Below are 26,547 nucleotides of genomic sequence, written 5' to 3'. Positions count from 1 at the left end.
GTCCCCGGGCCCCCGCACCGACCCGGGGAAGCCGCGGCCGGCCGGCACGCGCCCGGGTGCGGGGAGGCCGCAGCCGCCCGGCACCCGCACCGGCGCAGCGGGGCCGCAGCCCCCCGGCAAGCGCGCCGACGCGGCAAAGGCACCGCGACCCGGGGCCGCCGCCCGCCGCCCCCCGGCTCCGCCGCCGTACCGCCCCCTGCCCCGCTCCCGCGCCACTCGACTGGCCATCCCGTACCTGGACGTCGACGCCCCGGTCATGGCCCTCCGCCTCGACCGCGAGCGACGTCTGCCCGCGCCCCCGGACGACGACCCGAACCTGGTGGGCTGGTACGACGGCGGACCGTCGCCCGGCGAGCAGGGGACCGCCGTAGCGGTGGGCCATCTCGACACGGACACCGGCCGCGCCGTCTTCGCGGGCCTCACCGAACTGAAGACCGGCCGCCTCGTCGAGGCCCGGCGCGCCGACGGACGGACCGCCGTCTACACCGTCGACGCCATCAAGAAGTACGAGAAGGCGCACTTCCCCGACCGGGAGGTGTACGGCGCCCGCGGCCGCCCCGAGCTGCGGCTGATCACCTGCGGCGGCAACTACGACCGCAGGTCCGGCTATTCGGGCAACGTCGTCGTCTTCGCCCACCTCATCAAGATCCGCGAACCGGAGAGGCCCGCTCGCCCCCGCTGAATCCGGCCGTCCGCTTTCTCACCAGATGGACCATGCATCTCGATCCCGCCAAGTATCTTCCCCGGGCGCACACAATCCGTTAGCTTCCGTGACCCACACGCCCCGTACGACCCGCACGTGGCGTCCGACCGCGGAGCACCAGCGTTCGCTCAGTGAGCCCCCGGGGGCACCTGCCATGACACGCGCCATCTCTCTGCACGACGTGAGCAAGACCTACACGCGAGACGTCCGCGTGGTGGACCGGCTGTCGCTGGACATCGAGCCCGGCGAGTTCCTCGTGCTGCTCGGTCCGTCCGGCTGCGGCAAGTCCACCGTGCTCAGAATGATCGCCGGCCTGGAGGAGATCACCGAGGGGCAGTTGCTGCTCGACGGCGAGTACGCCAACGACCTGATCCCCTCCGAGCGCGACATGGCGATGGTGTTCCAGAACTTCGCCCTCTACCCGAACATGACGAGCCGCGGCAACATCGGCTTCCCGCTGCGCATCGAGGCACCAGGCGAGGATCCGAGCCCGCGCGTGGACGCCACCGCCCGCATGCTGGGCATCGAGGACCTCCTCGACCGCCTGCCCGGCCAGCTCTCCGGCGGCGAACGCCAGCGCGTCGCCATGGGCCGGGCGATCGCCCGGCACCCCTCCGCCTTCCTGATGGACGAACCACTGTCCAACCTGGACGCCAAGCTCCGCAACCACCTGCGCGCCGAGATCGCCGCCCTCACCCGGCAGTTGGGCGTCACCACGGTGTACGTCACCCACGACCAGGCCGAGGCCATGTCGCTCGGCGACCGGGTCGCCGTCCTGCGCGGGGGAGTGCTCCAGCAACTGGACAGCCCGCGCACGGTGTACGCGCTGCCGCGCAACGTCTTCGTCGCCGCCTTCATCGGCACCCCGCGCATCAACCTCCTGCGTGGCATGGTCCGTGCCCCGCTGGACGGCGCGATGACCATCAGCCTCGGCAAGCAGTACCTGCGGCTGCCCGAACCCCTCTGTCTGGACCACCAGTTGCTCCGTGTCCAACAGGGCCGCGAGGTCATCGTGGGCCTGCGCTCGGAGGCGGTGCGCATCGCCAAACCGGCCGCCGCCCGACCCGGCGAGGTGGCGATCAGCGGGCTCGTGGAGCACGTGGAGTTCCAGGGCCACGAGATCCTCGTCCACTTCAACACCGGCTCCCGCCCCGCCGTCGTACCGGACCTCGAGGCGCCGCGCCCCGCCACCCGCCCCACCAGGCGCCGCCGCCGCGAGGGCACGGTCCTGGACCGCCTCCGGGACCGGACGGGTGCGCTGCGCGCCGGCCCGGTGGTGGTGCTGGACGAGCCGGCCGACCCCACCCCCGAAACCGGCCCCGCCGAAGCCCGTCTCCCCGGCGACCTCGTCGTCCGCACCACGCCCGACATCGACCTCCGCCGCGGCATGCACGTCCCCCTCCTCGTCGACATCGCCCACCTGTTCGTCTTCGACCAACACGGCGAACGCATCTGCCCGGCTCCGGCGCGGCTGCCGGATCTGGACGAGTGACACCGGCTGATCCCAGCGGATTTCGCCCCCGCCGCCCCTTCCCGTCCCGTCCTTCTGGGGCTCCGCCCCAGACCCCGCTCCTCGAACGCCGGAGGGGCTGATTTCAGCCCGTCCGGCGTTGAGGACGAGGCCGTTCAGGCCGAAGCGGGGGTCTGGGGGCGCCGCCCCCAGGGACGGGAACGGGAAGGGGCGGCGGGGGCGAGAGAACGTCCCGGCTGATCCCATGAGAGTCTGGCGCCCAAAAACTAACGCCGCTAGTTTATGGGGTGGACGACGCAGCCCCGCCCGGGAGGACGCACGATGAAGGCACACGACGGCATGTACATCGACGGGGAGTGGCGCCCCGCCGCCGGCCCGGAGTCGATCGAGGTCGTGAACCCGGTCGACGAGCAGGTCGTCGGCCGGGTCCCGGCCGGTACCGCGGAGGACGTCGACGCCGCCGTACGGGCCGCCCGTGCCGCCCTCCCGGCCTGGGCCGCGACCGCTCCCGCCGAGCGGGCCGCGCGCCTGGCCGACCTCCGGGCCGTGCTCGCGGCCCGCAAGGACGAGATCGCGGAGACGGTCACCGCCGAGCTGGGTTCGCCCCTGAAGTTCTCGCAGAACGTCCACACGGCCGTCCCGATCGCCGTCGCCGGCTCCTATGCCGAGCTGGCGGCGAGGTACGTCTTCGAGGAGAAGGTCGGCAACTCCACCGTCCATCACGAGCCGGTCGGTGTGGTCGGCGCGATCACGCCCTGGAACTACCCCCTGCACCAGATCGTCGCCAAGGTCGCCCCGGCACTGGCCGCGGGCTGCACGGTGGTATTGAAGCCCGCCGAGGACACCCCGCTCGTCGCCCAGCTCTTCGCCGAGGCGATCCACGAGGCAGGCGTCCCGGCCGGCGTCTTCAACCTGGTCACCGGCCTCGGCCCGGTCGCGGGCCAGGCCCTCGCCGAGCACCCGGGCGTCGACCTGGTCTCCTTCACCGGCTCGACGGCGGTCGGACGGCGGATCGGCGCGACGGCGGGTGCCGCCGTCAAGAAGGTCGCCCTGGAACTGGGCGGCAAGTCCGCCAACGTGATCCTGCCGAGCGCCGACCTGGCCAAAGCGGTCAACGTCGGCGTCGCCAACGTCATGTCCAACTCCGGCCAGACCTGCAGCGCCTGGACCCGGATGCTCGTACACCGGGAGCGGTACGACGAGGCCGTCGAGCTGGCCGCCGCGGCCGCGGCGAAGTACGGCGACCGCATCGGCCCGGTCGTGAACGCCAAGCAGCAGGCTCGGGTGCGCGGTTACATCGAGAAGGGGGTGGCCGAGGGTGCCCGCCTGGTCGCGGGCGGTCCCGAAGCCCCGCGCGAACAGGGCTACTTCGTGAGCCCGACCGTCTTCGCGGACGTCACACCCGACATGACCATCGCCCAGGAAGAGATCTTCGGCCCGGTCCTGTCGATCCTCCGCTACGAGGACGAGGAGGACGCCCTGCGCATCGCCAACGGCACGGTCTACGGCCTCGCGGGCGCCGTCTGGGCGGGCGACGAGGAGGAGGCGGTGGCCTTCGCGCGCCGCCTGGAGACCGGGCAGGTCGACATCAACGGCGGACGCTTCAACCCCCTTGCCCCCTTCGGCGGTTACAAGCAGTCGGGCGTCGGCCGCGAACTCGGCGCGCACGGTCTCGCCGAGTACCTCCAGACCAAGTCCCTGCAGTTCTGAGGAGCGTTCACGTGGTTCGTGCCGCCGTACTTCCCGCTGTCGGCGCTCCTCTGGAGATCGCCGAGATCGACCTGCCGGACCCCGGTCCCGGCCAGGTCCGCGTCCGGCTCGCCGCCGCCGGGGTCTGCCATTCCGACCTGTCCCTGTCCGACGGCACCATGCGCGTCCCCGTCCCCGCCGTCCTCGGCCACGAGGGCGCCGGCACGGTCGTCGCCGTCGGCGAAGGGGTCACGCACCTCGCGCCCGGCGCCGACGTGGTCCTCAACTGGGCTCCGTCCTGCGGCGGTTGCCATGCCTGCTCGCTCGGCGAGGTCTGGCTGTGCGCCAACGCCCTGAACGGCGCCGCCGACGTGTACGCCCGTCGCGCGTCCGACGGCACCGACCTCCACCCCGGCCTGAACGTCGCCGCGTTCGCCGAGGAGACGGTCGTCTCCGCGAACTGCGTTCTGCCGGTCCCGGACGGCGTCCCCCTCACCGACGCGGCCCTCCTCGGCTGTGCGGTCCTCACCGGCTACGGCGCCGTCCACCACTCGGCACAGGTCCGCCAGGGGGAGACGGTCGCGGTGTACGGCGTCGGGGGAGTGGGCCTCGCCGCGCTCCAGGCGGCCCGCATCGCGGGCGCGTCCAAAATCGTCGCGGTCGACGTCTCCCCGGCGAAGGAGGAGCTGGCGCGCGGCGCGGGCGCCACCGACTATGTGGTGGCCTCCGACACCACCGCCCGCGAGATCCGCGCTCTCACCGGCAAGCAGGGTGTCGACGTGGCCGTGGAGTGCGTGGGCCGCGCGGCCACCATCCGCACGGCCTGGGACTCCACCCGCCGCGGCGGCCGTACGACGGTCGTCGGCATCGGAGGCAAGGACCAGCAGGTCATCTTCAACGCCCTGGAGCTCTTCCACTGGGGCCGGACCCTGGCCGGCTGCGTCTACGGCAACTCCGACCCGGCGCGGGACCTGCCGGTCCTCGCCGAACACGTCCGCGCGGGCCGCCTGGACCTGGGCGCGCTGGTGACGGAACGGATCGGCCTGGAGGGCATTCCGGCGGCCTTCGAGAACATGCTGGCCGGGAAGGGCGGCAGGGCGCTGGTGGTCTTCTAGCGCATCCCCTTCGCACGCCCCGGTCCCCGTTCGGGACCGGGGCCCGCGGCATGCCCGCGCCCGTTCTCCGTGCCACGTACAGGTAAAACTCCTGGTGTGCGACCCGTTGACGTCCATACCGTCCGGTCAGTACGTTCCCGGACCCGAGCCACACCCCGTTCCGTTCGTTTGTTCCGTCCCCTGTTCCGTCCCCGAACCCATCGGAGTGTGCACGCATGGACACGGCACCTTCCGCCCAGCCGCTCACCGTTCCTGTGGACTGAGTCGGAGTGAGTCCGCTCAGCCGCACGCCCCGAACGGTCTTGGGCGCACTGGTCCCCGGCGTACTCGACCCCGGGGCAGCGACACGGATCCTGTCCGTGGTCCGATCCCGGGAGGCCGGTTCCCTCACGACCTGGCCAGATGGGTACAGCCAGAGGCGACGGGGAGGCCCCGAACCATCACTCCGGTGGAGCGGGGGCCCCGCACGCTGGCGCCGTACCCGGCGTCCCAGATCGCACGATCACCGTAGCCCGAACGGACCAGGACGCCGCAAGCCCGGAAGTAGACCATCACACGATCGAGTTAAACCGTCCTCGACGCACATTCCCCGGCCAACAGCTGGCAACCCCCACCGCGACCGCCGTCGGCAACCGGCGCCGCGCGGCCTCCTGCTGGTCGCCCTGCGCGTCGTCCAGGGCGTCGCCGTCGGCGCGCAGTGGGGCGGCGCCATGCTGCTGGCCACCGAGTACGCCCCCGAGGGCAAGCGCGGGGTCTACGGCAGCGTCGTCCAGCTCGGCGTCCCCATCGGCGTGGTGACGGCCAACTCGGTCTTCCTGCTGGCCGGAGCGTTCACCACGGACGGCGAGTTCGCCGCGTGGGCCTGGCGGGTCCCGTTCCTCATCGGCCTGTTCGTACTCGTCCTCGCCTGGTACATCCACACCAAGGTCGAGGAGACCCCCGAGTTCCGGGAGGCCGAGAAGGCACTCGCGGAGAAGGAGAAGTCCGAGCAGAGCTCCCCGCTGCGCACGATCCTCCGCGACCACCTCGGCACGGTGCTCCTGGCCGGCGGTTCCTTCGCCGTGAACACCGCGACCTTCTACATCCTCATCACCGGTGTCCTCGACTACACGACCCGCGAGCTCGACATGAAGCGCGGGGCGGTGCTCACCGTCTCGCTCTGTGTCAGTCTCACCCAGCTCGTGCTGATCCCGGTCTCCGCCGCGCTCTCCGACCGCGTCGGCCGCATCCGGATCTACGCCTTCGGCGCGGCCGGCATCGCGCTGTGGGCCGTACCGATGTTCCTGCTGATCGACACCGGGTCGCTGCTGTGGCTCGCGGTCGGCACGTTCGTCGCCAGCAGTTTCCTCAGCATCATGTACGGCCCCCAGGCGGCCCTGTTCGCCGAGCTGTTCACCCCTGAGATGCGCTACACCGGCGCCTCTCTCGGTTACCAGATCGCGGCCGTGTTCGGCGGCGGCCTCGCGCCCTTCCTGATGGTGCTCCTGCTGGAGGCCACGGGTACCTCGATGGCGGTCTCCGGCTACATCATCGGGCTCGCGGTGATCTCCCTGCTCTCCATCAAGGTCCTCGCGGACCGGGCGCGCTCACGCTGACCCGGAGGTCTTCTCCGGCCGCGGCTCCAGAACCGGTTCCGGAGCCGCGGCCGTGGCCCTCGAAGCGCGCGATCGCGACACCGCGACTCCGGCCAGGCACAGCAGTCCGCCCCCGAGCGTGAGCAGCCCCGGCACCTCGCCGAGCGCCACCCACGACATCAGGACGACCAGGGCGGGCACGGCGTACGTCGTGGCGCCCATCCGGCTGGCGGTCGTACGGGCCAGGGCGTAGGCCCATGTGGTGAAGGCCAGCGCGGTCGGGAACACGCCCAGGTAGACCATGTTGAGGGTCGCCGAGACCGGCGCGTCGGCGGCCTCGTGGACGAGTTGACCGGCGAACGGCAGACACACCACCGCCCCGACCAGACATCCGAACGTCGTCACCTGCAACACGCTCGCCTGCCCGAGGGCCGGCTTCTGCGCCACGACACCGCTCGCGTAGCCGACCGCGGCGAGCAGGCACAGCACCACGCCGAGCACCGACGACCCGCCCTCGCCCGCCATCGACAGCCCGACCGTCACCGCACCCGCGAACGACACGGCCATCCCCGCGAGGAGCCGCGGCGGCATGACGTCACCCAGCAGTCGCGCGCCGAGCAGGGCGACGAGGATCGGCCCGATGTTCACGACCAGGGCGGCCGTGCCGGCGTCCACCTGCTGCTCGCCCCAGTTCAGGGCCACCATGTAGAAGCCGAACCACAGCACCCCGGATATCGCGATCCCCCGCCACGCCGCCCGCGGCGGCAACCCCTCTCGCCGCAGGAGACAGATCACCCCCAGCGTCAGGGCTCCCGTCAACAACCGCCCGAGCGCCAGCGCACCCGGCGAGTACGCGGCCCCGGCACTGCGGATCGACACGAAGGCGGAGGCCCACAGCACCACGGTGACGGTGGCGGCGCCGGCGGCGAGCAGCTCCGCGCGACGGTCCGGGCGGGAGGGGGAGGCGTTCATCATGCTCCAGAGGTTAGGAGGGGAAAGGGTCAGGAGTCTCGCGGATTTCGGGCATGACGCCGGGCGGCCGTACGGCCGCGGATCGGGGCGGGTCGGAGCGCCGGCTTGCGGCCACGCCGAGACGGGCGCGTACGGACGACGGCACAGCTCAGCGCAGCGCCCCCGCCTCGATCCCGAGCAGCTCCGACAGTGCCCGCTCACCCGTCGCCGTCACCTTCACCGCCCGCTCGGAGCCGATGCGCACGCACCAGCCGGAGTCCAGGGCATGCCGGCACAGGGCCGCGCCCGCGATGCCCGCGAGGTGAGGGCGGCGTTCGGTCCAGTCGAGGCACGCGCGGGCGAGGGGGCGGCGGCTCGTACGGTCGAGGCGGATCCCGGCGGCGTCGAACCAGCCGACGCCCGCGTCCGTCAACGCGAACCCGGTGTCCTCTTCTTCGGGCGTTCGCCTCCGGGGCGCTCCGGCAGGTGTCGAGAGCCCGGCCGTGTTCAGCCCTTCGGGCCCTCGCGCACTCGAACCCTCGACCCCGGCACGCCACGCAGGATCACTCGTCGTGCGCAGCAGTTCGCGCGAGGTCAGCGCGTCGGTGATCGCGATGCCGAGCCGCCCTGCGAGGTGGTCGTAGCAGGTGCGGCCCCGGGCCATCGCCGACCTGGCACCGGCCTCGCTCAGGTTCCGTGGCCGTACGACGGCGCCGCCCGGAGCCACCTGCGCGGCGAGGTCCTCCACCAACTGGGCGATCCGCACGTCGGCCAGGCGTACGTACCGGTGCCGCCCCTGACGTTCCTCGGCCAGCAGCCCGCCCGCGACGAGCTTGCCCAGGTGTTCGCTCAGGGTCGACGCGGCCACGCCCGCGTGCCGCGCCAGCTCACCGGCGGTCCACGCCCGCCCGTCCAGCAGGGCGAGCAGACACGTGGCCCGGGTCTCGTCGGCGACGAGAGCGGCGAGAGCGGCCAGCCGGGACGCCCGTGGGTCCTTCGAGGTCATGTGCCCCAGCATGGGACACGGACGGTTCGGCGCTCGCCGAAGTGTCCTACGAGGCCCGCCCGAGCTGCTCGTACTGCCGCGCCAGCCCCTCCAGCAGCGCCGTCAGCCCGGTCTCGAAGGCCCGCTCGTCGATCTTCTCCTGCTGCTCGGCGAGGAGGTGGGCCTGCCCGAGGTGCGGGTAGTCGGCGGGGTCGTACGCGCTGGCGTCGTCCACGAAGCCGCCGGCGAAGGAACCGAGCGCCGAGCCCATGACGAAGTACCGCATCAGCGCGCCGATGGAGGTGGCCTGGGCCGGCGGCCAGCCCGCCGCGACCATCGCGCCGTAGACGGCGTCGGCGAGGCGCAGTCCGGCCGGGCGGCGGCCGGGGCCGCGGGCCAGCACCGGGACGATGTTCGGGTGGTCGCGCAGGGCCGCCCGGTAGGAGACCGCCCAGTCGTGCAGCGCGGTCCGCCAGTCCCGGCCGTCCTCGAACATCGACAGGTCGACCTGCGAGCTCACCGAGTCGGCGACCGCCTCCAGGATCTCGTCCTTGGTGCGGAAGTGGTTGTACAGCGAGGGCCCGCTGACCCCCAGCTCGGCGGCGAGCCGACGCGTCGAGACGGCCGCCAGGCCCTCCGCGTCCACGAGCACCCGCGCGGTATCGACGATCCGGTCGGTGCTGAGGAGGGGCTTGCGCGGTCGGGCCATGGCGCACATAGTAGGGCTGCGAAGAGAAACTAGCAGTGCTAATTTAAATGTACGGTCTTCAAGGACCGTCATCCGTGGTCTTCAGTGGGGTGACTCGGCATGAACCTGGAGCTCAGCGAGGAGCAGACCGCCGTACGGCAGCTCGCCAAGGACTTCGTGGACCGCGAGATCGCCCCCCATGTCATCGCCTGGGACCGCGCCGAGGAGGTCGACCGGTCGATCGTCAAGAAGCTCGGGGAGGTCGGCTTCCTGGGCCTGACCATCGACGAGGAGTACGGCGGCTCGGGCGGCGACCATCTCGCGTACTGCCTGGTCACGGAGGAGCTCGGCCGCGGCGACTCGTCCGTGCGCGGCATCGTCTCCGTCTCGCTCGGGCTGGTCGCCAAGACCATCGCCGCCTGGGGGAGCGAGGAGCACAAGCGGCGGTGGCTGCCGGGCCTCACCTCCGGCGCGCACGTCGGGTGCTTCGGCCTGACCGAACCGGGCACCGGGTCCGACGCCGGCAACCTCGCCACGCGCGCGGTACGCGACGGCGACGAGTACGTCATCAACGGCACCAAGATGTTCATCACGAACGGCACCTGGGCCGACGTCGTGCTCCTGTTCGCCCGTTCCACCGACGCCCCCGGCCACCGGGGCGTCTCCGCCTTCCTCGTCCCGGCCGACACCCCCGGCCTGACCCGCCGCACCGTCCACGGCAAGCTCGGCCTGCGCGGCCAGGCGACCGCGGAGCTGGTCCTCGAGGACGTGCGGGTCCCGGCTTCCGCGCTGCTGGCCCCCGAGGGCAAGGGCTTCTCGGTCGCCATGTCGGCCCTGGCCAAGGGCCGGATGTCGGTGGCGGCGGGCTGCGTCGGCATAGCCCAGGCCGCGCTGGATGTGGCCGTCCGGTACGCGGGCGAGCGCGAGCAGTTCGGCAGGACCATCGCCCACCACCAGCTCGTCCAGGAACTGATCAGCGACATCGCCGTCGACGTGGACGCGGCCCGCCTGCTGACCTGGCGGGTCGCCGACCTGATCGACCGCGGTCTGCCCTTCGCCACCGAGTCCTCCAAGGCGAAGCTCTTCGCCTCGGAGGCGGCCGTCCGCGCCGCGAACAACGCCCTCCAGGTCTTCGGCGGCTACGGCTACATCGACGAGTACCCGGCCGGCAAGCTCCTGCGGGACGCCCGCGTGATGACCCTCTACGAGGGCACCAGCCAGATCCAGAAGCTGGTCATCGGCAGGGCGCTGACGGGGGTTTCGGCGTTCTGAGGGCTTGCCGGTTCTGAGTACGTCTCTGAGTACCTCGGCGGATGTGGCACGGGCCACGTCCGCCGATCCTTGTCCCCATGAGTGACACATCGGTCAAGCAGCAGAGCACGGCGGCCTTCTACGGGCAGGCCGTCGCGTCCTTCGGGGTCGCCATGGCGGCCACCGCCGTCGGCATCTACAACCTTCACGGCGACGCCTGGGTGCGTGGCTTCCTGGCGATCGCCGTCCTGTACCTGGTGACCTCCGCGTTCACCCTGGCGAAGGTGGTCCGGGACCGCCAGGAGGCCGGCCAGATCGTCAGCCGGGTCGACCAGGCCCGGCTGGAGAAGCTGCTCGCCGAGCACGACCCCTTCGAGAAGCTCTGAGCGGCCACACTAAGCGCCCGCTCACCTTCGGCGGTATGGTGAGGGTCGTGCCAGTGGAGAGGGGCCAGTGATGAGTACGGCGGAGGAGACGGCCGACGGTGAGACGTCGGCGTGGGGCGAGGTCACGCCCGACGCGGCCCGGAGGCTGCTCGTCGCCGCGGTGGAGGCCTTCGCCGAGCGCGGCTACCACGCCACGACGACCCGCGACATCGCGGGCCGCGCCGGCATGAGCCCGGCCGCGCTCTACATCCACTACAAGACCAAAGAGGAACTCCTCCGTCGCATCAGCCGGATCGGCCACGAGAAGGCCGTGGACATCCTGCGGGTGGCGGCCCGGGGCGAGGGCAGCGCGACCGAGCGGCTCGCCGACGCGGTCAGCTCCTTCGTCCGCTGGCACGCGGGCGGCCGTACCACCGCGCGCGTCGTGCAGTACGAACTCGACTCCCTCGGCCCGGACGCCCGCGCCGAGATCCTCGCCCTGCGCCGCCAGGTCGACGCCGAGGTGCGCGGAATCATCGAGGACGGCGTGGCGACGGGCGAGTTCGAGGTCCTGGACGTGCACGGGACCACCCTCGCCGTGCTCTCCCTGTGCATCGACGTGGCCCGCTGGTTCAACGTCGACGGTCCCCGGACGCCGGACGAGGTGGGCGAGCTCTACGCCGACCTCGTCCTGCGGATGGTGGGGGCGAAGTAGCCGTCCCGCCCCGGACAGGCCCTAGACGTAGTACCGCGAGACGGACTCCGCGACGCACACCGGCTTGTCGCCGCCCTCGCGCTCCACGGTGAAGGCGACGCTCACCTGGACGCCGCCCGGGACGTCGTCGACGCCGGTGATCGTGGCGGTGGAGCGCAGCCGGGAGCCGACCGGGACCGGGGCGGGGAAACGCACCTTGTTCGTCCCGTAGTTGACGCCCATCTTCACGCCCTCGACCTTGATCAGCTGCGGTCCGAAGAGGGGCAGCAGCGACAGCGTGAGGTAGCCGTGCGCGATGGTCGTGCCGAACGGCCCCGCGGCTGCCTTCTCCGGATCGACGTGGATCCACTGGTGGTCGCCGGTCGCCTCCGCGAACAGGTCGATGCGCTTCTGGTCGACCTCCAGCCAGTCGGTGAACCCCAGCTGCTCGCCCACCGCCGCCTTCAGGTCGTCGACGGACGTGAAGATCCTCGGCTCTGCCATGTCCCGGCCTCTCGTGTGATGTCTAAGCGACTGCTTAGCATGGTCGGCCGCGCACCCCATGTCAACGGACCGGCGCGAGGAGGGGGTGGGTAGGCTTCGAGGGGTGCCCCAGATTCCCGAGAAGATCCATGAGCTCACGGTGGGCCAGCTCGCCGCCCGCAGCGGCGCCGCCGTCTCCGCCCTGCACTTCTACGAGTCCAAGGGCTTGATCAGCAGCCGCCGCACCACGGGCAACCAACGCCGCTACTCCCGCGACGCCCTGCGCCGGGTCGCGTTCGTCCGGGCCGCCCAGCGCGTCGGCATTCCGCTGGCCACGATCCGCGAGGCCCTCGCCGAGCTCCCCGAGGAACGCACCCCCACCCACGAGGACTGGGCCCGTCTCTCCGAGGCCTGGCGCTCCGAACTCGACGAACGCATCAAGCAACTCAACCGCCTGCGCGACCACCTCACCGACTGCATCGGCTGCGGCTGCCTCTCCCTGGACACGTGCGTCCTGTCCAACCCTGACGACGTCTTCGGCGAACGGCTGACGGGTTCGAGGCTGATGGCGGAGCAGCGGACCGACCGACCGGCGTAGCCGCCGGTCCCGCCCCCGGTCCTACGAGGAGCGCTGGGCCCGCCCGTACTGGACCAGTCCCTCCGCCACCAATTGGGCGTTGGACGAAGCCCGTTGTCCGTCGGGCAGGAGCAGCGTGTCCTCCAGGCCGATTCGGGTCGCCAGCCCCAGCCGCCCGGCCAGCCGCAGCACCGGCCATGCGCTCGCGTCCGCCCCGTGCAGCAGCACCGGGCGGCCGTGCGCGGAACCCAGGTCGGCCAGCAGCGCACGTGCGGTGTCCTCGGCCGTCTCGGAGGCCGGGTCCGTCACCTCCGCCAGGACCCGCAGCACTCTCGGGCCGAGGGGCGAGACGGCGAACCTCGCCGCCGCGTCCGTACCCGACCAGATGCCGGCCTCCACGCCCACCCCGAGGCCGATCAGGGCGGCGGCGACCTCCTCGGCGCCCGGCTCGTGCCAGTTGACCGAGGCGTGGTCGGGCAGCACGGTCCAGCCGCGGATGCGCTCCAGGCGGGCCGCCGGATCCGGTTCGGCCCAGGCACCCGTGGTCACCCCGACCGGCACCGGCACCCGCGCACGTATCGCCTCGAGCATCGCCGCGACCACCCGCGGCGACAGACTGTCCTGACCGCAAGGCGTCTTGGGATGGACATGGACGTCCGTGGCCCCGGCCGCGACGGCTTCGGCCGCGGACTCGGCCGACGCCTGCGGTGTGAGCGGCACCATCGCACTGTCGGCGGCCCCTCGGGGCCCGTTCAGACACACCTGCACCATGCCTCGATGGTGCCAGGCACCTCTGACAGAACAGGGGGTGCGGCATCCCCGGCGCACCCCCGCACGCACGGTTCCTGGGTTCGCTTCGGTCAGTTCGGTCAGTTCGGTCAGGCCGACACGAGCAACCGTCCGCGCCTGGCGTCCGCCAGGGCGTCGGGTGTGAGAACGGGCCGCGGTACGAGAATTCCGCAGTCCGTGCAGACCGGACCCGTGGAGGGTTCGTGGTCCAGTTCGTACTTCCAGACGAGGCGCTCCCCGCCGCACACCGGGCACTCGGCGCCCGGCTCCCGCTCCAGCGCGGAGATCAGCCGGCGCAGCACCTCCGCCAGCGGCTCGTGCGGGTGGACCCGTGGGTCGTCGCACCAGGCGACTCCGAAGCCGCCCCAGGTCAGCCGGTGCCAGTCGTCCACGCTGCCGGGCCTGCGCAGCCCGTCGTGCTTCTCCTTCTTGCGTCGCTCGGCGAACTCGGCCTCGTAGGCCAGCCAGACCGAACGCGCCTCTTCCAACTCCTCCAGTGCGGCCACGAGCCGCGCTGGGTCGGGGGACCGGTCCTCGGGACCGAACCCGGCCCGGGAGCACAAATGGTCCCAGGTCGCCCTGTGTCCGTAAGGCGCGAACCTTTCAAGGCACTTGCGCAGCGAATAACGCCGGAGCGCCAGATCGCACCGCGGATCGCGCACCTGTCTCGCCAGACTCCGGAAACCGGCCATCGCCCTGCACCTCCGTCACACCTGCAGCTGTACTTCGGTCACTTCGGCGTCGTCGCTCGGACATCGCCGAATAGACGTATCGACAAGCGATTCGGCTCCATCCGATTTCCGATGACTCCCATAAGCGATGCCACCGACTCTGAAAAGTGACGCATGTTCATCTTCAATCCCGGGGATACCGGCGGTAACGTCCGGCCCACCCCCGTCGGTAGGAGCTGCCATGTCACGGCGCACCTCACGCACCGCCCTCGACAGACTGAGAACTCCCGGCAGATTCCCCGGGTTCCTGAAGACCGCCACCGTATGCGTCCTGATTGCCGGTCTTTTGACCCCGCTTTCCCAGGCGGCCGCGGCGGCGGAGACCGAAGTCACAGGGGCGGCGGTGGCCAACGACCACTGCGGCGGCCGGTGTTCCGACATCCTGCCGCCCGGCCAGAACGGCAACGCCACCCTCGCGCAGATCCTGCTCAACCAGGCATTCGGCGCCCAGCCCGACCACGCCGAGGACCAGCTCGGCCCGTACGCCAACCTGGCCAAGGGCTATCCCGCGCTCACCGACGCCACCATCAACAACTTCTTCAACGACGCGTCTTTCGGGGTCTCCGCCGATCAAGTCGCCTCCACGGTCAAGCCCGCCGGTCGCGGCGACGTGACGATCGTCCGCGACAAGAAGACGGGCGTACCGCACATCACCGGTACCACCAGATACGGCACGGAGTTCGGAGCGGGCTATGCCGCGGCTGAGGATCGGCTGTGGCTCATGGATGTCTTCCGTCACGTCGGACGCGGTCAGCTGACTCCCTTCGCGGGCGGCGACCCCTCCAACCAGGGCCTGGAACAGCAGTTCTGGCGCACCGCCCCGTACACCGAGGCCGATCTCCAGGCCCAGATCGACAACGCGGTCGCCACGAACGGAACCCGCGGCAGACAGGCCCTCGCAGACGTCAACGCCTATGTCGCCGGCATCAACGCCTACATCGACGCGTCCGACAGCGGCCGCTACTTCCCGGGCGAGTACGTCCTGACCGGCCACAAGGACTCCGTCACCAACGCCGGCACGATCGACCACTTCAAGCCCACCGACCTGGTCGCGCTGGCCGCCGTCATCGGCGCGCTCTTCGGCTCCGGGGGCGGCGGCGAGGTCAACAACGCGCTGTCGCTGCTCGCCGCGCAGCAGAAGTACGGGGTGACCGAAGGCACCAGGGTCTGGGAGTCGTTCCGCGAGCGCAACGACCCCGAGGCGGTCCTCACCGTCCACGACGGCAGCTTCCCCTACGCCTCCGCGCCCGCCGACCCGCAGGGCAGGGCCCTGCCCGACGCCGGCTCGGTGGCCGAGGAACAGCTGGTCCACGACCGCACCGGCAGCGCGGCCACGTCCAGCGCCACCGGTGCCTCCACCACGGCCGCCAGGGCGGCCGTCACCTCGGCCAAGCGGGGCATGTCCAACGCCCTCGTGGTGAGCGGCGAGCACACCGCGAGCGGCAACCCGATCGCCGTGTTCGGCCCGCAGACCGGCTACTTCGCCCCGCAGCTGCTCATGCTCCAGGAGATCCAGGGCCCCGGCCTCAGCGCGCGCGGCGCCTCCTTCGCCGGCCTGAGCATGTACGTCGAGCTCGGCCGCGGCCAGGACTACGCGTGGAGCGCCACCACCTCGGGCCAGGACATCATCGACTCGTACGCCGTCGAGCTGTGCCAGGACGACTACCACTACCTGTACCGCGGCACCTGCACGGCGATGGAGAAGATCGAGCAGAAGAACGCCTGGACCCCGACCACGGCCGACGGCACCGCGGCCGGCTCGTACACGATGCGGGTGTGGCGTACGAAGTACGGCCCCGTGGAGTACCGCGCGACGGTCGGCGGCAAGAAGGTCGCCTACACCACCCTGCGTTCCTCCTTCATGCACGAGGCCGACTCGATCATCGGCTTCCAGATGCTGAACGACCCGGACTACGTCAACAGCCCGCAGACCTTCCAGAGCGCGGTGCAGCACATCAACTACACCTTCAACTGGTTCTACGCCGACTCCGAGCACACCGCGTACTACAACAGCGGCGACAACCCGGTGCGCGCGACCGGCGTCGACGCGGAGTTCCCGGTCTGGGCGCGGCCGGCGTACGAGTGGCGGAACTGGGACCCGGCGACGAACAGCGCGCAGTACACACCGGCCTCGGCGCACCCCCACTCGATCGACCAGGACTACTACGTCTCCTGGAACAACAAGCAGGCCAAGGACTACACGACCGCCTCCTGGGGCGACGGCTCGGTCCACAGGGGCAACCTCCTCGACGACCGGGTGAAGAAGCTGGTCGCCGCGGGCGGGGTCACCCGGGCCTCGCTGGTGAAGGCCATGGCCGACGCCGGGCTGGCCGACCTCAGGGCGGAGGACGTGCTGCCGGACCTGCTGAAGGTGGTCACCAGCTCGCCGGTGACCGACTCGACGGCCGCGGCGGCGGTGAGCAAGCTCCAGGCGTGGGTGACCGCGGGCGTCAAGCGGACCGAGACGACGGCCGGTTCGAAGAAGTACGCCGACGCCGACGCGATCCGCATCATGGACGCGTGGTGGCCGCTGCTCGTGAAGGCCGAGTTCGAACCCGGCCTCGGCAGCGACCTGTACACGGCCTTCACGCACAACCTGCCCGTCGACGAGACCCCGTCGGCCGCCCACGGCCCGACCGGCGCGCACGCCGGAAGCTCCTTCCAGTACGGCTGGTGGAGCTACGTCGACAAGGACATCCGGGCCGTGCTGGGCGAGTCGGTCCAAGGGCCCCTCGCACAGAAGTACTGCGGCGGCGGCAGCCTCACGGCCTGCCGGAACGTCCTCATCAGCACCCTGAAGGAGGCGGCCGGCAGGACCGCTGCCCAGGTATACCCCGGTGACGACCTGTGCGCGGCGGGCGACCAGTGGTGCGCCGACTCGATCGTCCAGCGCACGCTGGGCGGCATCAAGCACGGCAACATCAGCTGGCAGAACCGGCCGACGTTCCAGCAGGTCGTGGAGTTCACGTCACACCGGTAGGTCACCGGTGGCGGCGGGTCGGCGGATGCGGCCCGCCGCCACCACCAGCTGCGCCAACTCCCGGTGCACGATGTCACTGTGCGCGCCGGACGGCGCCCCGCCCCGTCTGACCACCTTGGCCGCGTCGACGTTGACGCACCCCGAGGCGGGCAGCCTTCCCTTCGACGCGGCCGCGAGCTCGAACGCCCGCGTGCCCGGCACGGCCTGCACGCCGTCGTACCCCATCGCCCCCCACTTGGCGCCGAGGCCTCGGGCGATGGCCAGTTCGGCGGCGGCTCCCTGCGCATCGCCCGCCATCCGCGAGGCCAGTGGGTAGATGGACCCGAGGGCCGAGTCGTGCCGGGAGTGGCAGCACACCAGAGGTCCGTCGATCCGCAGGTGCTGTCCCTGGAGCACTCCTCCCGCGCGCGGGTCGTGCGGCAGCCGTGCCGCGAACGCGTAGTGCGAGAAGGCTCCTTGGAGCAGCGTCACCGACTTCACGGTGCGCACGCCCTCCGGCAGTCCGCGCAGCGCGAACGACACCAGCCGTGCGCCGAAGCTGTGCCCCACGAGGTGCACCCGCACGTTCGGCGCCTTCGCGGCCAACTGCCCGACCACCCGCCCGAGTCCGCGCTCGCCGACGGTTCCGGCGCGCCGCTTCATGGCGTAGTACGTCGCCTGGCGCAGCAACTCGTGCGCGCCGTCCCACGGGTCGGGCAGCGAGAAGGGCGCCACCTCGCCGGGGGATTCGAGCGCCGCCAGCGCCCGAGCGAACTCCTCACAGATCTCCGCCGTGGACCCCGAGAACATCAGGGGCTCGCTCTGCGGCACCCCCTCCGCCAGCGTGTCCGCGGCGAACAGCGCCTGAGGCCCCGGCGGCACCACGTCCACCAGCAGCCGTACCAGCCGCCCGAACTCCTCCAGTTCGGTGTCCGCGCGCGGCTGCTGGTCCAGCATCCGGGCGATCTGGTCGATCACGGTCGCGCGCCCGGGGAAGGTCTCCAGCAGCGCGTGCCGGGTGTCCTTGTCGAGCGCGGGCCGCGGGGGAATCTCGGCGGCCACGGCCCGCGGGAAGTCGGGGATCGGCTCGTCCGAGAACCGCATCGACGGCCAGACGACACCGACGAAGCCGAGTCCGGCCCCCGGGGCGAGCGCAGGGATCGGTGCGAAGAAGCGGCTGTAGAGCCGGGTCGCCCCCGAACGGTCGCTGTTCCAGCCGTGCGCGAAGACGACGAGGTGCCGCACGCCGTGCTCGGCGACCCCGGCGAACAGCCGGTCCCGCTTCCCACTGTCCGTGTCCCCGTCCGCGTCGAAGGTGAGCTCCCAGTACGGACTCACGCTCATTTCCGGCTCTGCCATGACAGGCCCCCTCGTGCCCCGGAGCGGTGCGATGTGCGCGCATCGTCCTGCTGCCGGTCGGAGTTGGCCATACGTCATGACTCATCCGGGTGCCTCACCCGCTCACCGGTAGACGAGGTACTCCCGCCGCACCCTCCGGAAGGCGGCCAGCTCCTCCTCCCAACCCGCCACCACCTCGTCGGCACCGGCCCCCGCGTCGATCATCGTGCGCACCAGCGTGGAGCCCGTGAGCTTGTCGATCCAGTTGTCCGGGCGCCAGGCGAAGCCGCTCCACACCTCCTTGGCGGTCACCAGGAGCGCGATCCCGGTGCGTACGGGGTCGAAGGCGTCCCGGTCGTGCACATGGAGCTGCACGCCGCCGATCGTCTTCCCCTGGAACTTGGAGAAGGTGGGCGCGAAGTACGCCTCCCTGAAGTGCACGCCGGGCAGGCCGAGTCCGTTCGCCGCCGCGGCCCAGCGTCCGTCGACGCCCTCCGCGCCGAGCAGTTCGAAGGGGCGGGTCGTCCCACGCCCCTCCGACAGGTTCGTCCCCTCGAAGAGGCACGTCCCCGAGTACACCAGGGCGGTCTCCGGAGTCGGCATGTTCGGGCTCGGCGGCACCCAGGGCAGTCCCGAGTCGTCGTACCAGGCGGACCGCCTCCACCCGCTCATGAGTACGGCGTCCAGCTTCACCGGTTCCGCCAGGAACTCCCCGTTGAACAGCCGCGCCAGTTCCACGACCGTCATCCCGTGCGCCTGCGAGATCGGCTGCCGCCCGACGAAGGTCGCGAACTCCTTGTGCAGGACGGGGCCGAGGGCCGCCCGCCCGGTGACGGGGTTGGGCCGGTCGAGGACCACGAACCGCTTCCCCGCGAGCCGGGCGGCCTCCATGCAGTCGTACAGCGTCCAGATGTAGGTGTAGAAGCGCGCGCCCGCGTCCTGGATGTCGAAGACGACGGTGTCCACGCCGGACGCGGTGAAGATGTCGGCGAGCGGCTGCCCGCTCTTCAGGTAGGTGTCGTAGACGGGCAGGCCGGTCGCCGGGTCGTCGTAGCGGCCCTCGGAGCCGCCCGCCTGCGCCGTGCCGCGGAAGCCGTGCTCGGGGCCGAAGACGGCGACCAGGTCCACGCGGTCGTCGGCGTGCATGACGTCCACGATGTGCCGTACGTCCCTGGTGACGCCGGTGGGGTTGGTGACGATGCCGGTGCGCTGGCCGCTGAGCTGGGCGTAGCCGTCTGCTGCGAGGCGCTCGAAGCCGGTTTGCCTCCGGCGGGTGGCCGCGGAAGCTGCTGACGTGGTGGGGAGTGCTGCCGCTGCCGTTGTTGCTGCGAGCAGGCTGCGTCTGGTCAGGCGCATGTGACCTCCTTGAAAGTGGACGTCGGCATGGGCACGGTATTCGCTTCCGCGGGTTGTGTGGAAGCTGCGGGTTCGTTGTGGCTTGTCGCGCGGTTCCCCGCGCCCCTGGGGTGTTGCAGTCACCCTTCCTTGTTACATACCGACCGGTTAGTCTGGCCGTTGCGGGGGCAGAGCCGAGTCTTGTCGTGTCGAAGGGGACCGATGGTGGAAGCGCAGGATCTGGGAGTGGTCGTCACCGGAGCGGGGGGCGGTATCGGAGCCGCGCTGGCCCGCCGCTTCGCCGCCGAGGGGGCCCGGGTCGTCGTCAACGACCTGGACGCCGACCGGGCGAAGGCCGTCGCCGAGGAGATCGGCGGCATCGCCGTCGCGGGCGACGCCTCGGCGATCGTCACCGAGGCCCGGGAGGCGCTCGGCGGCACCGTCGACGTCTACTGTGCCAACGCGGGCGTCGCCTTCGAGGGCGGGGAGAGCGGCGGAGCGTTCGACGAGCGGCCCTGGGCGCTGTCCTGGGACGTGAACGTCATGGCGCACGTCCGCGCGGCCCACGAACTGCTCCCGGACTGGCTGGAGCGCGGCAGCGGCCGTTTCGTCTCCACCGTGTCCGCCGCCGGACTGCTCACGATGATCGGCGCCGCGCCCTACAGCGTCACCAAGCACGGCGCGTACGCCTTCGCCGAGTGGCTGTCGCTGACCTACCGACACCGCGGCGTGAGGGTGCACGCGATCTGTCCGCAGGGCGTGCGCACCGACATGCTGGCGGCCACCGGCAGCGCGGGCGACCTGGTGCTCCAGCCGACCGCGATCGCCCCGGCGGAGGTGGCGGACGCCCTCTTCAAGGGCATGGAGGAGGACCGTTTCCTGATCCTGCCGCACCCCGAGGTCGCCGGGTACTACCAGGCCAGGGCCGCCGAGCCGGACCGCTGGCTGACGAACATGAACCACCTCCAGCGCAAGTGGGAGGCGGCCCGGTGACCGGCTCCCGTTACGCGGCCAAGCCCTGGCTCGGCCTGCTCGACGACGCCCAACGCGCGCCCGTGGACCCGGCCGACTCCCTCGTCCACGCCCTGCGGAGGGCGGTCACGGAGACCCCCGACCGCACCTTCCTCGCCTACTTCGACGGCCGCCTGACCTACCGCGAGGTCGACGAGCTGAGCGACTCCGTGGCCGGTCACCTGGCCGCCCGCGGCCTGGAGCGCGGCGACCGGGTGGCCGTCCTGCTGCAGAACTCCCCGCACTTCGTGCTCGCCCTGCTCGGCGCCTGGAAGGCGGGCGCGACCGTCGTGCCCGTCAACCCCATGTACAAGTCCGGGGAGGTCGGGCACGTCCTGCGGGACGGCGAGGTGGCCGCGCTGGTCTGCTCGGACCGCGCCTGGGAGTCGTATCTGCGGGACACGGCCGCCGACTCGCCCCCGCGGATCGTGCTGACCGCCTGCGAGCTGGACTTCCAGACCCGCCAGGACGCGCGCGTGCTGACCTTCGAGCGGCTTGTGCAGGCCGCGGACACCGACGACCTGACGGCCGTCGCCCGGGCCGGTCACAAGTCGCCGGAGGGCCGCGACCCGGCCCCCGCCGACACCGCGCTGATCAGCTACACCTCGGGTACCAGCGGCACCCCCAAGGGCGCCACCAACACGCACGGCAACATCATGTACAACGCCGAGCGGCAGCGGACCGGCCTGGGTCTGCCCGAGGCGCCCGTCTACTTCGCGATGGCGCCCCTGTTCCACATCACCGGCATGGTCTGCCAGCTGGGCGCCTGTCTGAACAGCGCGGGCACGCTCGTCCTGGCGTACCGCTTCGAGGCGGGTGCCGTCCTGGACGCGTTCGCCGAGCACCGGCCGCACTACACGGTCGGCCCGTCGACCGCCTTCATGGCGCTGGCGGCCCATCCGTCCGTCACCCCGGACCACTTCTCCTCCTTCGTCAACATCTCCTCCGGCGGTGCCCCCCTTCCGCCCGCCCTGGTGGAGAAGTTCCGGGCCGGCTTCGGGCCCTACATTCGCAATGGCTACGGGCTCACCGAGTGCACCGCGCCCTGCGCCTCCGTACCGCCGGCCCTGGAGGCGCCCGTCGACCCGGTCTCCGGGACGCTGGCCGTGGGCGCGCCCGGCCCCGAGACGGTCGTACGGATCGTCGACGACCAGGGTGCCGAGGTGCCCTTCGGGGAGCAGGGCGAGATCCTCGTCCGGGGGCCGCAGGTCGTCCCCGGCTACTGGCGGCGACCCGAGGCCACCGCCGAGACCTTCCCGGACGGCGAACTGCGCACCGGGGACATCGGCTTCATGGACGAGCGGGGCTGGCTGTACGTCGTCGACCGCAAGAAGGACATGATCAACGCGTCCGGCTTCAAGGTGTGGCCGCGCGAGGTCGAGGACGTGCTCTACACCCACCCGGCGGTGCGCGAGGCGGCTGTCGTCGGGGTGCCCGACGGGTACCGGGGGGAGACCGTCAAGGCGTACATCAGCCTGCGTGCGGGCGCCGACACGGATCCGGATACGCTCGCCGCGTACTGCAAGGAAAGACTGGCCGCCTACAAGTACCCGCGTCAGGTGGAGATCCTGCCCGACTTGCCGAAGACGGCGAGTGGGAAGATCCTCCGGCGGGAACTGCGTTCCCTCACGCACGACTAGAAACAGCAACAGAAGAATGCCTCGGAAGGCAGGTGGCGGCAGTGCCCAGGACTACGGACGGTGACGGAACCCCCGTGCCGCAGCGGCTCCTCGCCGCCGCCACCCGGCTCTTCGCCGAGCAGGGCTACGACCGCACCTCGGTGCAGGAGATCGTCGAAGCGGCAGGCGTCACCAAGGGGGCGCTCTACCACTACTTCGGCTCCAAGGACGACCTCCTGCACGAGGTGTACGCGCGCGTGCTGCGCGTCCAGCAGGAGAGACTCGACGCGTTCGCGAACGCCGACGAGCCGATCGAGAAGCGCCTCAGGGGGGCGGCGGCCGATGTCGTCGTCACCACCATCGACAACCTCGACGACGCGTCGATCTTCTTCCGCTCGATGCACCACCTCAGCCCCGAGAAGCACAAGCAGGTGCGCGCCGAACGCCGGCGCTACCACGAACGCTTCCGCGCGCTCGTCGAGGAGGGCCAGCAGACCGGCGTCTTCTCCAAGGCGACCCCCGCCGACCTGGTCGTGGACTACCACTTCGGTTCCGTCCACCACCTGTCCACCTGGTACCGCCCCGACGGCCCGCTCAGCCCGCAGGAGGTCGCCGACCACCTCGCGGACCTCCTGCTGCGGGCACTGCGGCCGTAGGCCCTGTCGTCACATTCCCGCCTGCCCCGCGACGCCATGCACGCTCCCCCACTGCCTTAAGGGCGTGGGAGGTGCCCCCACCCGCCGCACCGGGCGCAGGCCCACGTACAACCAGTACGAGGGCCTGCGCCCGGCACGCCGAGAGCACGCACCTGAGGCGCCGCAGGGCCCGCCCTTCGGGCGGACGACGGGAATTTGACGACAGGCCCCAGCAAGCGCGTGAAGGGGCGGCTGCCACCGGCAGCCGCCCCTCACCCGTCACCTCACAGGTACTTCTTCAGCTCCCGGCGCGCCAGCGACCGCTGGTGCACCTCGTCCGGCCCGTCGGCGATCATCAGGGTCCGGGCGCCGGCGTAGAGCTCGGCGAGCGGGAAGTCCTGGCTGACGCCGCCCGCGCCGTGCAGCTGGATGGCCCGGTCGATGATGTCGACGACCGCGCGGGGCGTGGCGATCTTGATCGCCTGGATCTCCGCGTGGGCGCCCCGGTTGCCGACCGTGTCCATCAGCCAGGCCGTCTTCAGCACCAGCAGCCGCAGCTGCTCGACGCTCACCCGCGCGTCGGCGATCCAGTTGTGGACCACGCCCTGCTGGGCCAGCGCCTTGCCGAAGGCGTCGCGCGAGACGGCCCGCCTGCACATCAGCTCGATCGCCCGCTCGGCCATGCCGATCAGCCGCATGCAGTGGTGGATACGGCCGGGACCGAGCCGGGCCTGCGCGATGGCGAAGCCGCCGCCCTCCTCGCCGATCAGGTGGGACGCCGGCACGCGCGCGTGGTCGAAGATCACCTCTGCGTGGCCGCCGTGGGAGTGGTCCTCGTAGCCGAACACCTGCATCGCGCGCTTGACCGTGACGCCCGGGGTGTCGCGAGGGACGAGGACCATGGACTGCTGACGGCGGATGTCGGCACCGTCCGGGTCCGTCTTGCCCATCACGATGAAGATCTTGCAGTCCGGGTTCATCGCCCCGGAGATGTACCACTTGCGGCCGGTGATGACGTAGTCGTCCGTGCCGTCGGAGGCTCGCTCGATGTGGGTGGTGATGTTCGTGGCGTCCGAGGAGGCCACCTCCGGCTCGGTCATCGCGAACGCCGAACGGATCTCACCGGCGAGCAGTGGCGTCAGCCACTGCTTCTTCTGCTGCTCGTCGCCGAACTGTGTGAGCACCTCCATGTTCCCGGTGTCGGGCGCCGCGCAGTTCAGCGCGGTGGGCGCCAACTGGGGGGAACGGCCGGTGATCTCGGCGAGCGGGGCGTACTGGAGGTTGGTCAGGCCCGCGCCGTACTCGGTGTCGGGAAGGAAGAGGTTCCACAGGCCCTGCCTGCGCGCCTCGGCCTTCAGCTCCTCGACCACGGCCGGCGTGTCCCAGGGCGAGGCGAGCAGGGCGCGCTGCTCCTCCGCGACCGCCTCGGCCGGGTAGACGTACTCGTCCATGAAGGCGAGCAGCTTGGCGCGCAGCTCCTCGGTGCGTGCGTCGAACGCGAAGTCCATGTTCTGTCAGCCTTCCTGAAGAGTGGTCAGGCCGTGCCCGATGAAGACGGGGACCAGGTCACCGATGCGGTCGAAGCCCGGGCCGACCGTCTGGCCCAGGGTGTAGCGGTAGTGGATGCCCTCCAGGATCACGGCGAGCTTGAACCAGGCGAACGCGGTGTACCAGGCGACCGCGGAGACATCGCGGCCCGAACGCGTCGCGTACCGCTCGATCAGCTCGGCGGGGCTCGGATGCCCGGCGGCCTCGGCGGTGGTGGACACGGGGGAGTCGGGCATGCCGAGCGGCATGCTGTACATGACCAGCAGGCCGAGGTCGGTGAGTGGGTCGCCGAGGGTCGACATCTCCCAGTCCAGGATCGCCTTGATCCTGTCGTCGTCGCCGATCAGGACGTTGTCGAGCCGGTAGTCGCCGTGCACGACGGTCGGGGCGGGGGATTCGGGCAGCTGACGGCCGAGGGCCGCGTGCAGCTCGTCGATGCCGGCCAGCTCACGGTTGCGGGAGGCGTCCAGTTGCTTGCCCCAGCGCCGCAGCTGCCGGTCCAGGAAGCCCTCGGGGCGGCCGAAGTCGCCGAGACCCACCTCGGCAGGGTCCACCGCGTGCAGCTCCACGAGCGTGTCCACCAGGGCCAGCACGGCACCCCGGGTGCGCTCGGGGCCGAGCGGGGCGAGCTGGTCGGCCGTGCGGTACGGCGTCCCGGCCACGAACTCCATGACGTAGAAGGACGCCCCGAGCACCTCGTCGTCCTCGCACAGCAGCACGGGGCGTGGCACCGGCACGTTCGTCGGGTGCAGTGCGCTGATCACCCGGTGCTCGCGCTTCATGTCGTGCGCGGTGGCGAGCACGTGGCCGAGCGGGGGCCGCCGTACGACCCACTTCGAGGTGCCGTCGGAGACCGCGTAGGTGAGGTTCGACCGTCCGCCCTCGATCAGCCGGCCGGTCAGGGGGCCGTGCACCAGGCCGGGACGCTCGCGGTCGAGCACGCCGCGCAGCCGGTCGAGATCGAGTCCGGGCGGGTGGTCGGGGCTCATTCGTTGCTCCTACGGACGGGCGAATTCAACGCGACCAATGATGCCGACCGGTCGGTATGTAGTCCAGTAGTGGAGCGGAACGTGATCGGGGCCACCATAGGCCGACAGCTCCCCCGCAGGGCGCCCAGGGAGCTGTCGGCGGTGACTTCTCGGCCGGGTCGGCTCAGTGATCGTCCCAGTGGCCCTCGTGCTGGGCGTGCCGGTGACCGTCGTGGAGGTAGTCCACGTGGTCGCCGTGCAGGACGCTCTCGTGCCCGCAGTCCTGCCCGTGCCGGTGGTCGTGGCCCTCGTGCGCGACGTGCCCGTCGGCTTCGCACTCGTCCCAGTGGCCGCCGTGCTCGCGGTGCATGTGCCCGTCGTGCGCGTAGTCGACGTGGTCGCCGTGCGGCACCTCGGCGTGGCCGCAGTCCGGGCCGTGCGTGTGCGGGTGGGAGGCGTGTTCCTGGTGGAGGGTGGTCATGATGCTCACCTTCGGGGGTGCGGGCGATGACGTCGGACAGGCTGCCACGCGAACGCCGCGTATCGGGCTATTCGGGCATACGTGGCGTTCGAGTACCCCCGAGGGGGGGCCCATGGAGTCGCGTACGAGGATCCGGGCCGCGTTGCCTGTGGCCGCGCCGGCATCCGGGCACCCTGAGGAGCGGGCCGCTCGGGCCTGTCTACAGCCGTCGACAGGGGCGAGCCGCAGGGCGTCCGGCGTGCCCAAGGCGAGGGCCATGGGGTAGCGGTCACGTGGGCGCTCCCTTGCAGCACCGCGAGCCTGCGCGCCAGGCGCTGCGCGGCAGGCGGGGGAGGAGCTTGACGGCGGGGCCTGGACGGCAGCGCCCTGGAGGAGCAGCGACGCCGCGCACACCGCGAGCCGCACCGTCTGCGGTGCCTCCGCCGTCGCGTGCCAGGGGGTGAGTGCCGTCGGGCTGGTCGTGGGCGCTCCCCGGCAGCATCCCGCGAGCCTGCGCCAGGCGCTGCGCGGCAGGCGGGGGAGGAGCTTGACGGCGGGGCCTGGACGGCAGCGCCCTGGAGGAGCAGCGACGCCGCGCACACCGCGAG

Annotated in this window: 23 protein-coding genes and 1 pseudogene; 13 read left to right on the top strand and 11 right to left on the bottom strand. The window is 71.5% G+C overall.

Going from position 1 to position 26,547, the window contains the following annotated elements; genetic code table 11:
- The 5 genes and pseudogenes from ACFWWR_RS39190 to ACFWWR_RS39170 form a co-directional block, all read left to right on the top strand.
- Nucleotides 1–682: class F sortase (locus ACFWWR_RS39190; RefSeq protein WP_384308468.1), on the top strand; the 682-nt coding region annotated here is incomplete at its 5' end.
- 175 nt (nucleotides 683–857) lie between these two features.
- Nucleotides 858–2,195: an ABC transporter ATP-binding protein gene (locus ACFWWR_RS39185; RefSeq protein WP_384308466.1), complete on the top strand. Its 1,338-nt coding sequence runs from the start codon at nucleotides 858–860 to the stop codon at nucleotides 2,193–2,195.
- A gap of 300 nt (nucleotides 2,196–2,495) precedes the next feature.
- On the top strand, nucleotides 2,496–3,884 hold the full coding sequence (locus tag ACFWWR_RS39180; protein ID WP_384308463.1) for an aldehyde dehydrogenase family protein: 1,389 nt from the start codon (nucleotides 2,496–2,498) through the stop codon (nucleotides 3,882–3,884).
- A gap of 11 nt (nucleotides 3,885–3,895) precedes the next feature.
- On the top strand, nucleotides 3,896–4,978 hold the full coding sequence (locus ACFWWR_RS39175) for a Zn-dependent alcohol dehydrogenase (RefSeq protein WP_384308460.1): 1,083 nt from the start codon (nucleotides 3,896–3,898) through the stop codon (nucleotides 4,976–4,978).
- A 647-nt stretch (nucleotides 4,979–5,625) separates the two neighbouring features.
- Nucleotides 5,626–6,573, top strand: a pseudogene (locus tag ACFWWR_RS39170) (MFS transporter); the annotation flags it as partial.
- Here the strand turns inward: ACFWWR_RS39170 and ACFWWR_RS39165 are convergent.
- From ACFWWR_RS39165 to ACFWWR_RS39155, 3 genes are all read right to left on the bottom strand, one after another.
- Nucleotides 6,565–7,527, bottom strand: a complete 963-nt coding sequence (locus ACFWWR_RS39165; protein WP_384308457.1) for a DMT family transporter — start codon at nucleotides 7,525–7,527, stop codon at nucleotides 6,565–6,567. The pseudogene ACFWWR_RS39170 and the gene ACFWWR_RS39165 overlap by 9 nt on opposite strands.
- Nucleotides 7,528–7,672: 145 nt before the next feature.
- The gene (locus ACFWWR_RS39160; protein WP_383877031.1) at nucleotides 7,673–8,509 is read right to left on the bottom strand and encodes an ArsR/SmtB family transcription factor; all 837 of its coding nucleotides are present in this window, start codon (nucleotides 8,507–8,509) and stop codon (nucleotides 7,673–7,675) included.
- A 46-nt stretch (nucleotides 8,510–8,555) separates the two neighbouring features.
- Nucleotides 8,556–9,197, bottom strand: coding sequence for a TetR/AcrR family transcriptional regulator (locus tag ACFWWR_RS39155; RefSeq protein ID WP_383877033.1), 642 nt, complete (start codon nucleotides 9,195–9,197; stop codon nucleotides 8,556–8,558).
- A 99-nt stretch (nucleotides 9,198–9,296) separates the two neighbouring features.
- Here ACFWWR_RS39155 and ACFWWR_RS39150 point away from each other — a divergent pair, with 99 nt between their 5' ends.
- The 3 genes from ACFWWR_RS39150 (at nucleotide 9,297) to ACFWWR_RS39140 (ending at nucleotide 11,507) form a co-directional block, all read left to right on the top strand.
- Nucleotides 9,297–10,448 (top strand): acyl-CoA dehydrogenase family protein, encoded by a 1,152-nt coding sequence (locus ACFWWR_RS39150; protein WP_383877035.1) that lies wholly within the window; start codon nucleotides 9,297–9,299, stop codon nucleotides 10,446–10,448.
- Between the two features lie 77 nt (nucleotides 10,449–10,525).
- Entirely contained in the window at nucleotides 10,526–10,813 is a 288-nt protein-coding gene (locus ACFWWR_RS39145; protein ID WP_383877036.1) for a YiaA/YiaB family inner membrane protein, read from the top strand.
- 70 nt (nucleotides 10,814–10,883) lie between these two features.
- On the top strand, nucleotides 10,884–11,507 hold the full coding sequence (locus ACFWWR_RS39140; protein ID WP_383877038.1) for a TetR/AcrR family transcriptional regulator: 624 nt from the start codon (nucleotides 10,884–10,886) through the stop codon (nucleotides 11,505–11,507).
- 21 nt (nucleotides 11,508–11,528) lie between these two features.
- On the opposite strand, the gene ACFWWR_RS39135 is transcribed toward ACFWWR_RS39140, so the two are convergent.
- The gene (locus ACFWWR_RS39135; RefSeq protein WP_383877039.1) at nucleotides 11,529–11,990 is read right to left on the bottom strand and encodes a MaoC family dehydratase; all 462 of its coding nucleotides are present in this window, start codon (nucleotides 11,988–11,990) and stop codon (nucleotides 11,529–11,531) included.
- 103 nt (nucleotides 11,991–12,093) lie between these two features.
- Between ACFWWR_RS39135 and soxR the strand changes: the two genes are divergently transcribed.
- Nucleotides 12,094–12,567, top strand: a complete 474-nt coding sequence (gene soxR / locus ACFWWR_RS39130) for a redox-sensitive transcriptional activator SoxR (RefSeq protein ID WP_383877040.1) — start codon at nucleotides 12,094–12,096, stop codon at nucleotides 12,565–12,567.
- Nucleotides 12,568–12,588: 21 nt separating this feature from the next.
- Here the strand turns inward: soxR and ACFWWR_RS39125 are convergent, their stop codons facing one another.
- Together ACFWWR_RS39125 and ACFWWR_RS39120 are read right to left on the bottom strand one after the other, a co-directional pair.
- On the bottom strand, nucleotides 12,589–13,317 hold the full coding sequence (locus tag ACFWWR_RS39125) for a 3-keto-5-aminohexanoate cleavage protein (RefSeq protein WP_384308454.1): 729 nt from the start codon (nucleotides 13,315–13,317) through the stop codon (nucleotides 12,589–12,591).
- A gap of 107 nt (nucleotides 13,318–13,424) precedes the next feature.
- Nucleotides 13,425–14,027: a hypothetical protein gene (locus tag ACFWWR_RS39120; protein ID WP_383877044.1), complete on the bottom strand. Its 603-nt coding sequence runs from the start codon at nucleotides 14,025–14,027 to the stop codon at nucleotides 13,425–13,427.
- A gap of 220 nt (nucleotides 14,028–14,247) precedes the next feature.
- Here ACFWWR_RS39120 and ACFWWR_RS39115 point away from each other — a divergent pair, with 220 nt between their 5' ends.
- Nucleotides 14,248–17,046: a penicillin acylase family protein gene (locus tag ACFWWR_RS39115; protein ID WP_383877046.1), complete on the top strand. Its 2,799-nt coding sequence runs from the start codon at nucleotides 14,248–14,250 to the stop codon at nucleotides 17,044–17,046.
- On the opposite strand, the gene ACFWWR_RS39110 is transcribed toward ACFWWR_RS39115, so the two are convergent.
- Nucleotides 17,035–18,384 carry a serine-threonine protein kinase gene (locus ACFWWR_RS39110; protein WP_383877048.1) on the bottom strand — a complete coding sequence of 450 codons (1,350 nt, stop codon included), beginning with the start codon at nucleotides 18,382–18,384 and terminating at the stop codon, nucleotides 17,035–17,037. The two genes, ACFWWR_RS39115 and ACFWWR_RS39110, sit on opposite strands and share 12 nt — an antisense overlap.
- A gap of 102 nt (nucleotides 18,385–18,486) precedes the next feature.
- Nucleotides 18,487–19,719, bottom strand: a complete 1,233-nt coding sequence (locus tag ACFWWR_RS39105; RefSeq protein WP_384308451.1) for an exo-beta-N-acetylmuramidase NamZ domain-containing protein — start codon at nucleotides 19,717–19,719, stop codon at nucleotides 18,487–18,489.
- 201 nt (nucleotides 19,720–19,920) lie between these two features.
- On the opposite strand from ACFWWR_RS39105, the gene ACFWWR_RS39100 reads away from it, so the two are divergent.
- Genes ACFWWR_RS39100 through ACFWWR_RS39090 form a run of 3 tightly spaced genes read left to right on the top strand, consistent with a single transcriptional unit; the run spans nucleotide 19,921 to nucleotide 22,984 of the window.
- Nucleotides 19,921–20,691: an SDR family oxidoreductase gene (locus ACFWWR_RS39100; protein WP_383877051.1), complete on the top strand. Its 771-nt coding sequence runs from the start codon at nucleotides 19,921–19,923 to the stop codon at nucleotides 20,689–20,691.
- Entirely contained in the window at nucleotides 20,688–22,349 is a 1,662-nt protein-coding gene (locus tag ACFWWR_RS39095; RefSeq protein ID WP_384308448.1) for a class I adenylate-forming enzyme family protein, read from the top strand. Before ACFWWR_RS39100 ends, ACFWWR_RS39095 begins: the two co-directional genes overlap by 4 nt.
- A 41-nt stretch (nucleotides 22,350–22,390) precedes the next feature.
- Nucleotides 22,391–22,984, top strand: a complete 594-nt coding sequence (locus tag ACFWWR_RS39090) for a TetR/AcrR family transcriptional regulator (RefSeq protein WP_383877054.1) — start codon at nucleotides 22,391–22,393, stop codon at nucleotides 22,982–22,984.
- Between the two features lie 263 nt (nucleotides 22,985–23,247).
- On the opposite strand, the gene ACFWWR_RS39085 is transcribed toward ACFWWR_RS39090, so the two are convergent.
- From ACFWWR_RS39085 to ACFWWR_RS39075, 3 genes are all read right to left on the bottom strand, one after another.
- Nucleotides 23,248–24,471, bottom strand: coding sequence for an acyl-CoA dehydrogenase family protein (locus tag ACFWWR_RS39085; protein WP_384308445.1), 1,224 nt, complete (start codon nucleotides 24,469–24,471; stop codon nucleotides 23,248–23,250).
- A gap of 6 nt (nucleotides 24,472–24,477) precedes the next feature.
- The gene (locus ACFWWR_RS39080; RefSeq protein ID WP_383876527.1) at nucleotides 24,478–25,500 is read right to left on the bottom strand and encodes a phosphotransferase family protein; all 1,023 of its coding nucleotides are present in this window, start codon (nucleotides 25,498–25,500) and stop codon (nucleotides 24,478–24,480) included.
- Between the two features lie 163 nt (nucleotides 25,501–25,663).
- Nucleotides 25,664–25,960: a hypothetical protein gene (locus ACFWWR_RS39075; RefSeq protein ID WP_383876529.1), complete on the bottom strand. Its 297-nt coding sequence runs from the start codon at nucleotides 25,958–25,960 to the stop codon at nucleotides 25,664–25,666.
- Between the last annotated feature and the right edge of the window lie 587 nt (nucleotides 25,961–26,547).

This window comes from Streptomyces sp. NPDC058678, from assembly GCF_042714835.1.
Classification (GTDB): Bacteria; Actinomycetota; Actinomycetes; order Streptomycetales; family Streptomycetaceae; genus Streptomyces.
This window is presented reverse-complemented; position numbering and strand designations above follow the sequence as displayed.

Excerpts from the sequence above, each read along its gene's own strand:
- ACFWWR_RS39140 (WP_383877038.1), top strand. The coding sequence starts at position 10,884 with ATGAGTACGGCGGAGGAGACGGCCGACGGTGAGACGTCGGCGTGGGGC.
- ACFWWR_RS39145 (WP_383877036.1), top strand. The coding sequence starts at position 10,526 with ATGAGTGACACATCGGTCAAGCAGCAGAGCACGGCGGCCTTCTACGGG.
- ACFWWR_RS39115 (WP_383877046.1), top strand. The coding sequence starts at position 14,248 with ATGTCACGGCGCACCTCACGCACCGCCCTCGACAGACTGAGAACTCCC.
- ACFWWR_RS39080 (WP_383876527.1), bottom strand. The coding sequence starts at position 25,500 with ATGAGCCCCGACCACCCGCCCGGACTCGATCTCGACCGGCTGCGCGGC.
- ACFWWR_RS39100 (WP_383877051.1), top strand. The coding sequence starts at position 19,921 with ATGGTGGAAGCGCAGGATCTGGGAGTGGTCGTCACCGGAGCGGGGGGC.
- ACFWWR_RS39110 (WP_383877048.1), bottom strand. The coding sequence starts at position 18,384 with ATGGCAGAGCCGGAAATGAGCGTGAGTCCGTACTGGGAGCTCACCTTC.
- ACFWWR_RS39105 (WP_384308451.1), bottom strand. The coding sequence starts at position 19,719 with ATGCGCCTGACCAGACGCAGCCTGCTCGCAGCAACAACGGCAGCGGCA.
- ACFWWR_RS39075 (WP_383876529.1), bottom strand. The coding sequence starts at position 25,960 with ATGACCACCCTCCACCAGGAACACGCCTCCCACCCGCACACGCACGGC.
- ACFWWR_RS39125 (WP_384308454.1), bottom strand. The coding sequence starts at position 13,317 with ATGGTGCAGGTGTGTCTGAACGGGCCCCGAGGGGCCGCCGACAGTGCG.
- ACFWWR_RS39185 (WP_384308466.1), top strand. The coding sequence starts at position 858 with ATGACACGCGCCATCTCTCTGCACGACGTGAGCAAGACCTACACGCGA.
- ACFWWR_RS39165 (WP_384308457.1), bottom strand. The coding sequence starts at position 7,527 with ATGATGAACGCCTCCCCCTCCCGCCCGGACCGTCGCGCGGAGCTGCTC.
- ACFWWR_RS39120 (WP_383877044.1), bottom strand. The coding sequence starts at position 14,027 with ATGGCCGGTTTCCGGAGTCTGGCGAGACAGGTGCGCGATCCGCGGTGC.
- ACFWWR_RS39150 (WP_383877035.1), top strand. The coding sequence starts at position 9,297 with ATGAACCTGGAGCTCAGCGAGGAGCAGACCGCCGTACGGCAGCTCGCC.
- ACFWWR_RS39180 (WP_384308463.1), top strand. The coding sequence starts at position 2,496 with ATGAAGGCACACGACGGCATGTACATCGACGGGGAGTGGCGCCCCGCC.
- ACFWWR_RS39135 (WP_383877039.1), bottom strand. The coding sequence starts at position 11,990 with ATGGCAGAGCCGAGGATCTTCACGTCCGTCGACGACCTGAAGGCGGCG.
- ACFWWR_RS39155 (WP_383877033.1), bottom strand. The coding sequence starts at position 9,197 with ATGGCCCGACCGCGCAAGCCCCTCCTCAGCACCGACCGGATCGTCGAT.
- ACFWWR_RS39085 (WP_384308445.1), bottom strand. The coding sequence starts at position 24,471 with ATGGACTTCGCGTTCGACGCACGCACCGAGGAGCTGCGCGCCAAGCTG.
- ACFWWR_RS39160 (WP_383877031.1), bottom strand. The coding sequence starts at position 8,509 with ATGACCTCGAAGGACCCACGGGCGTCCCGGCTGGCCGCTCTCGCCGCT.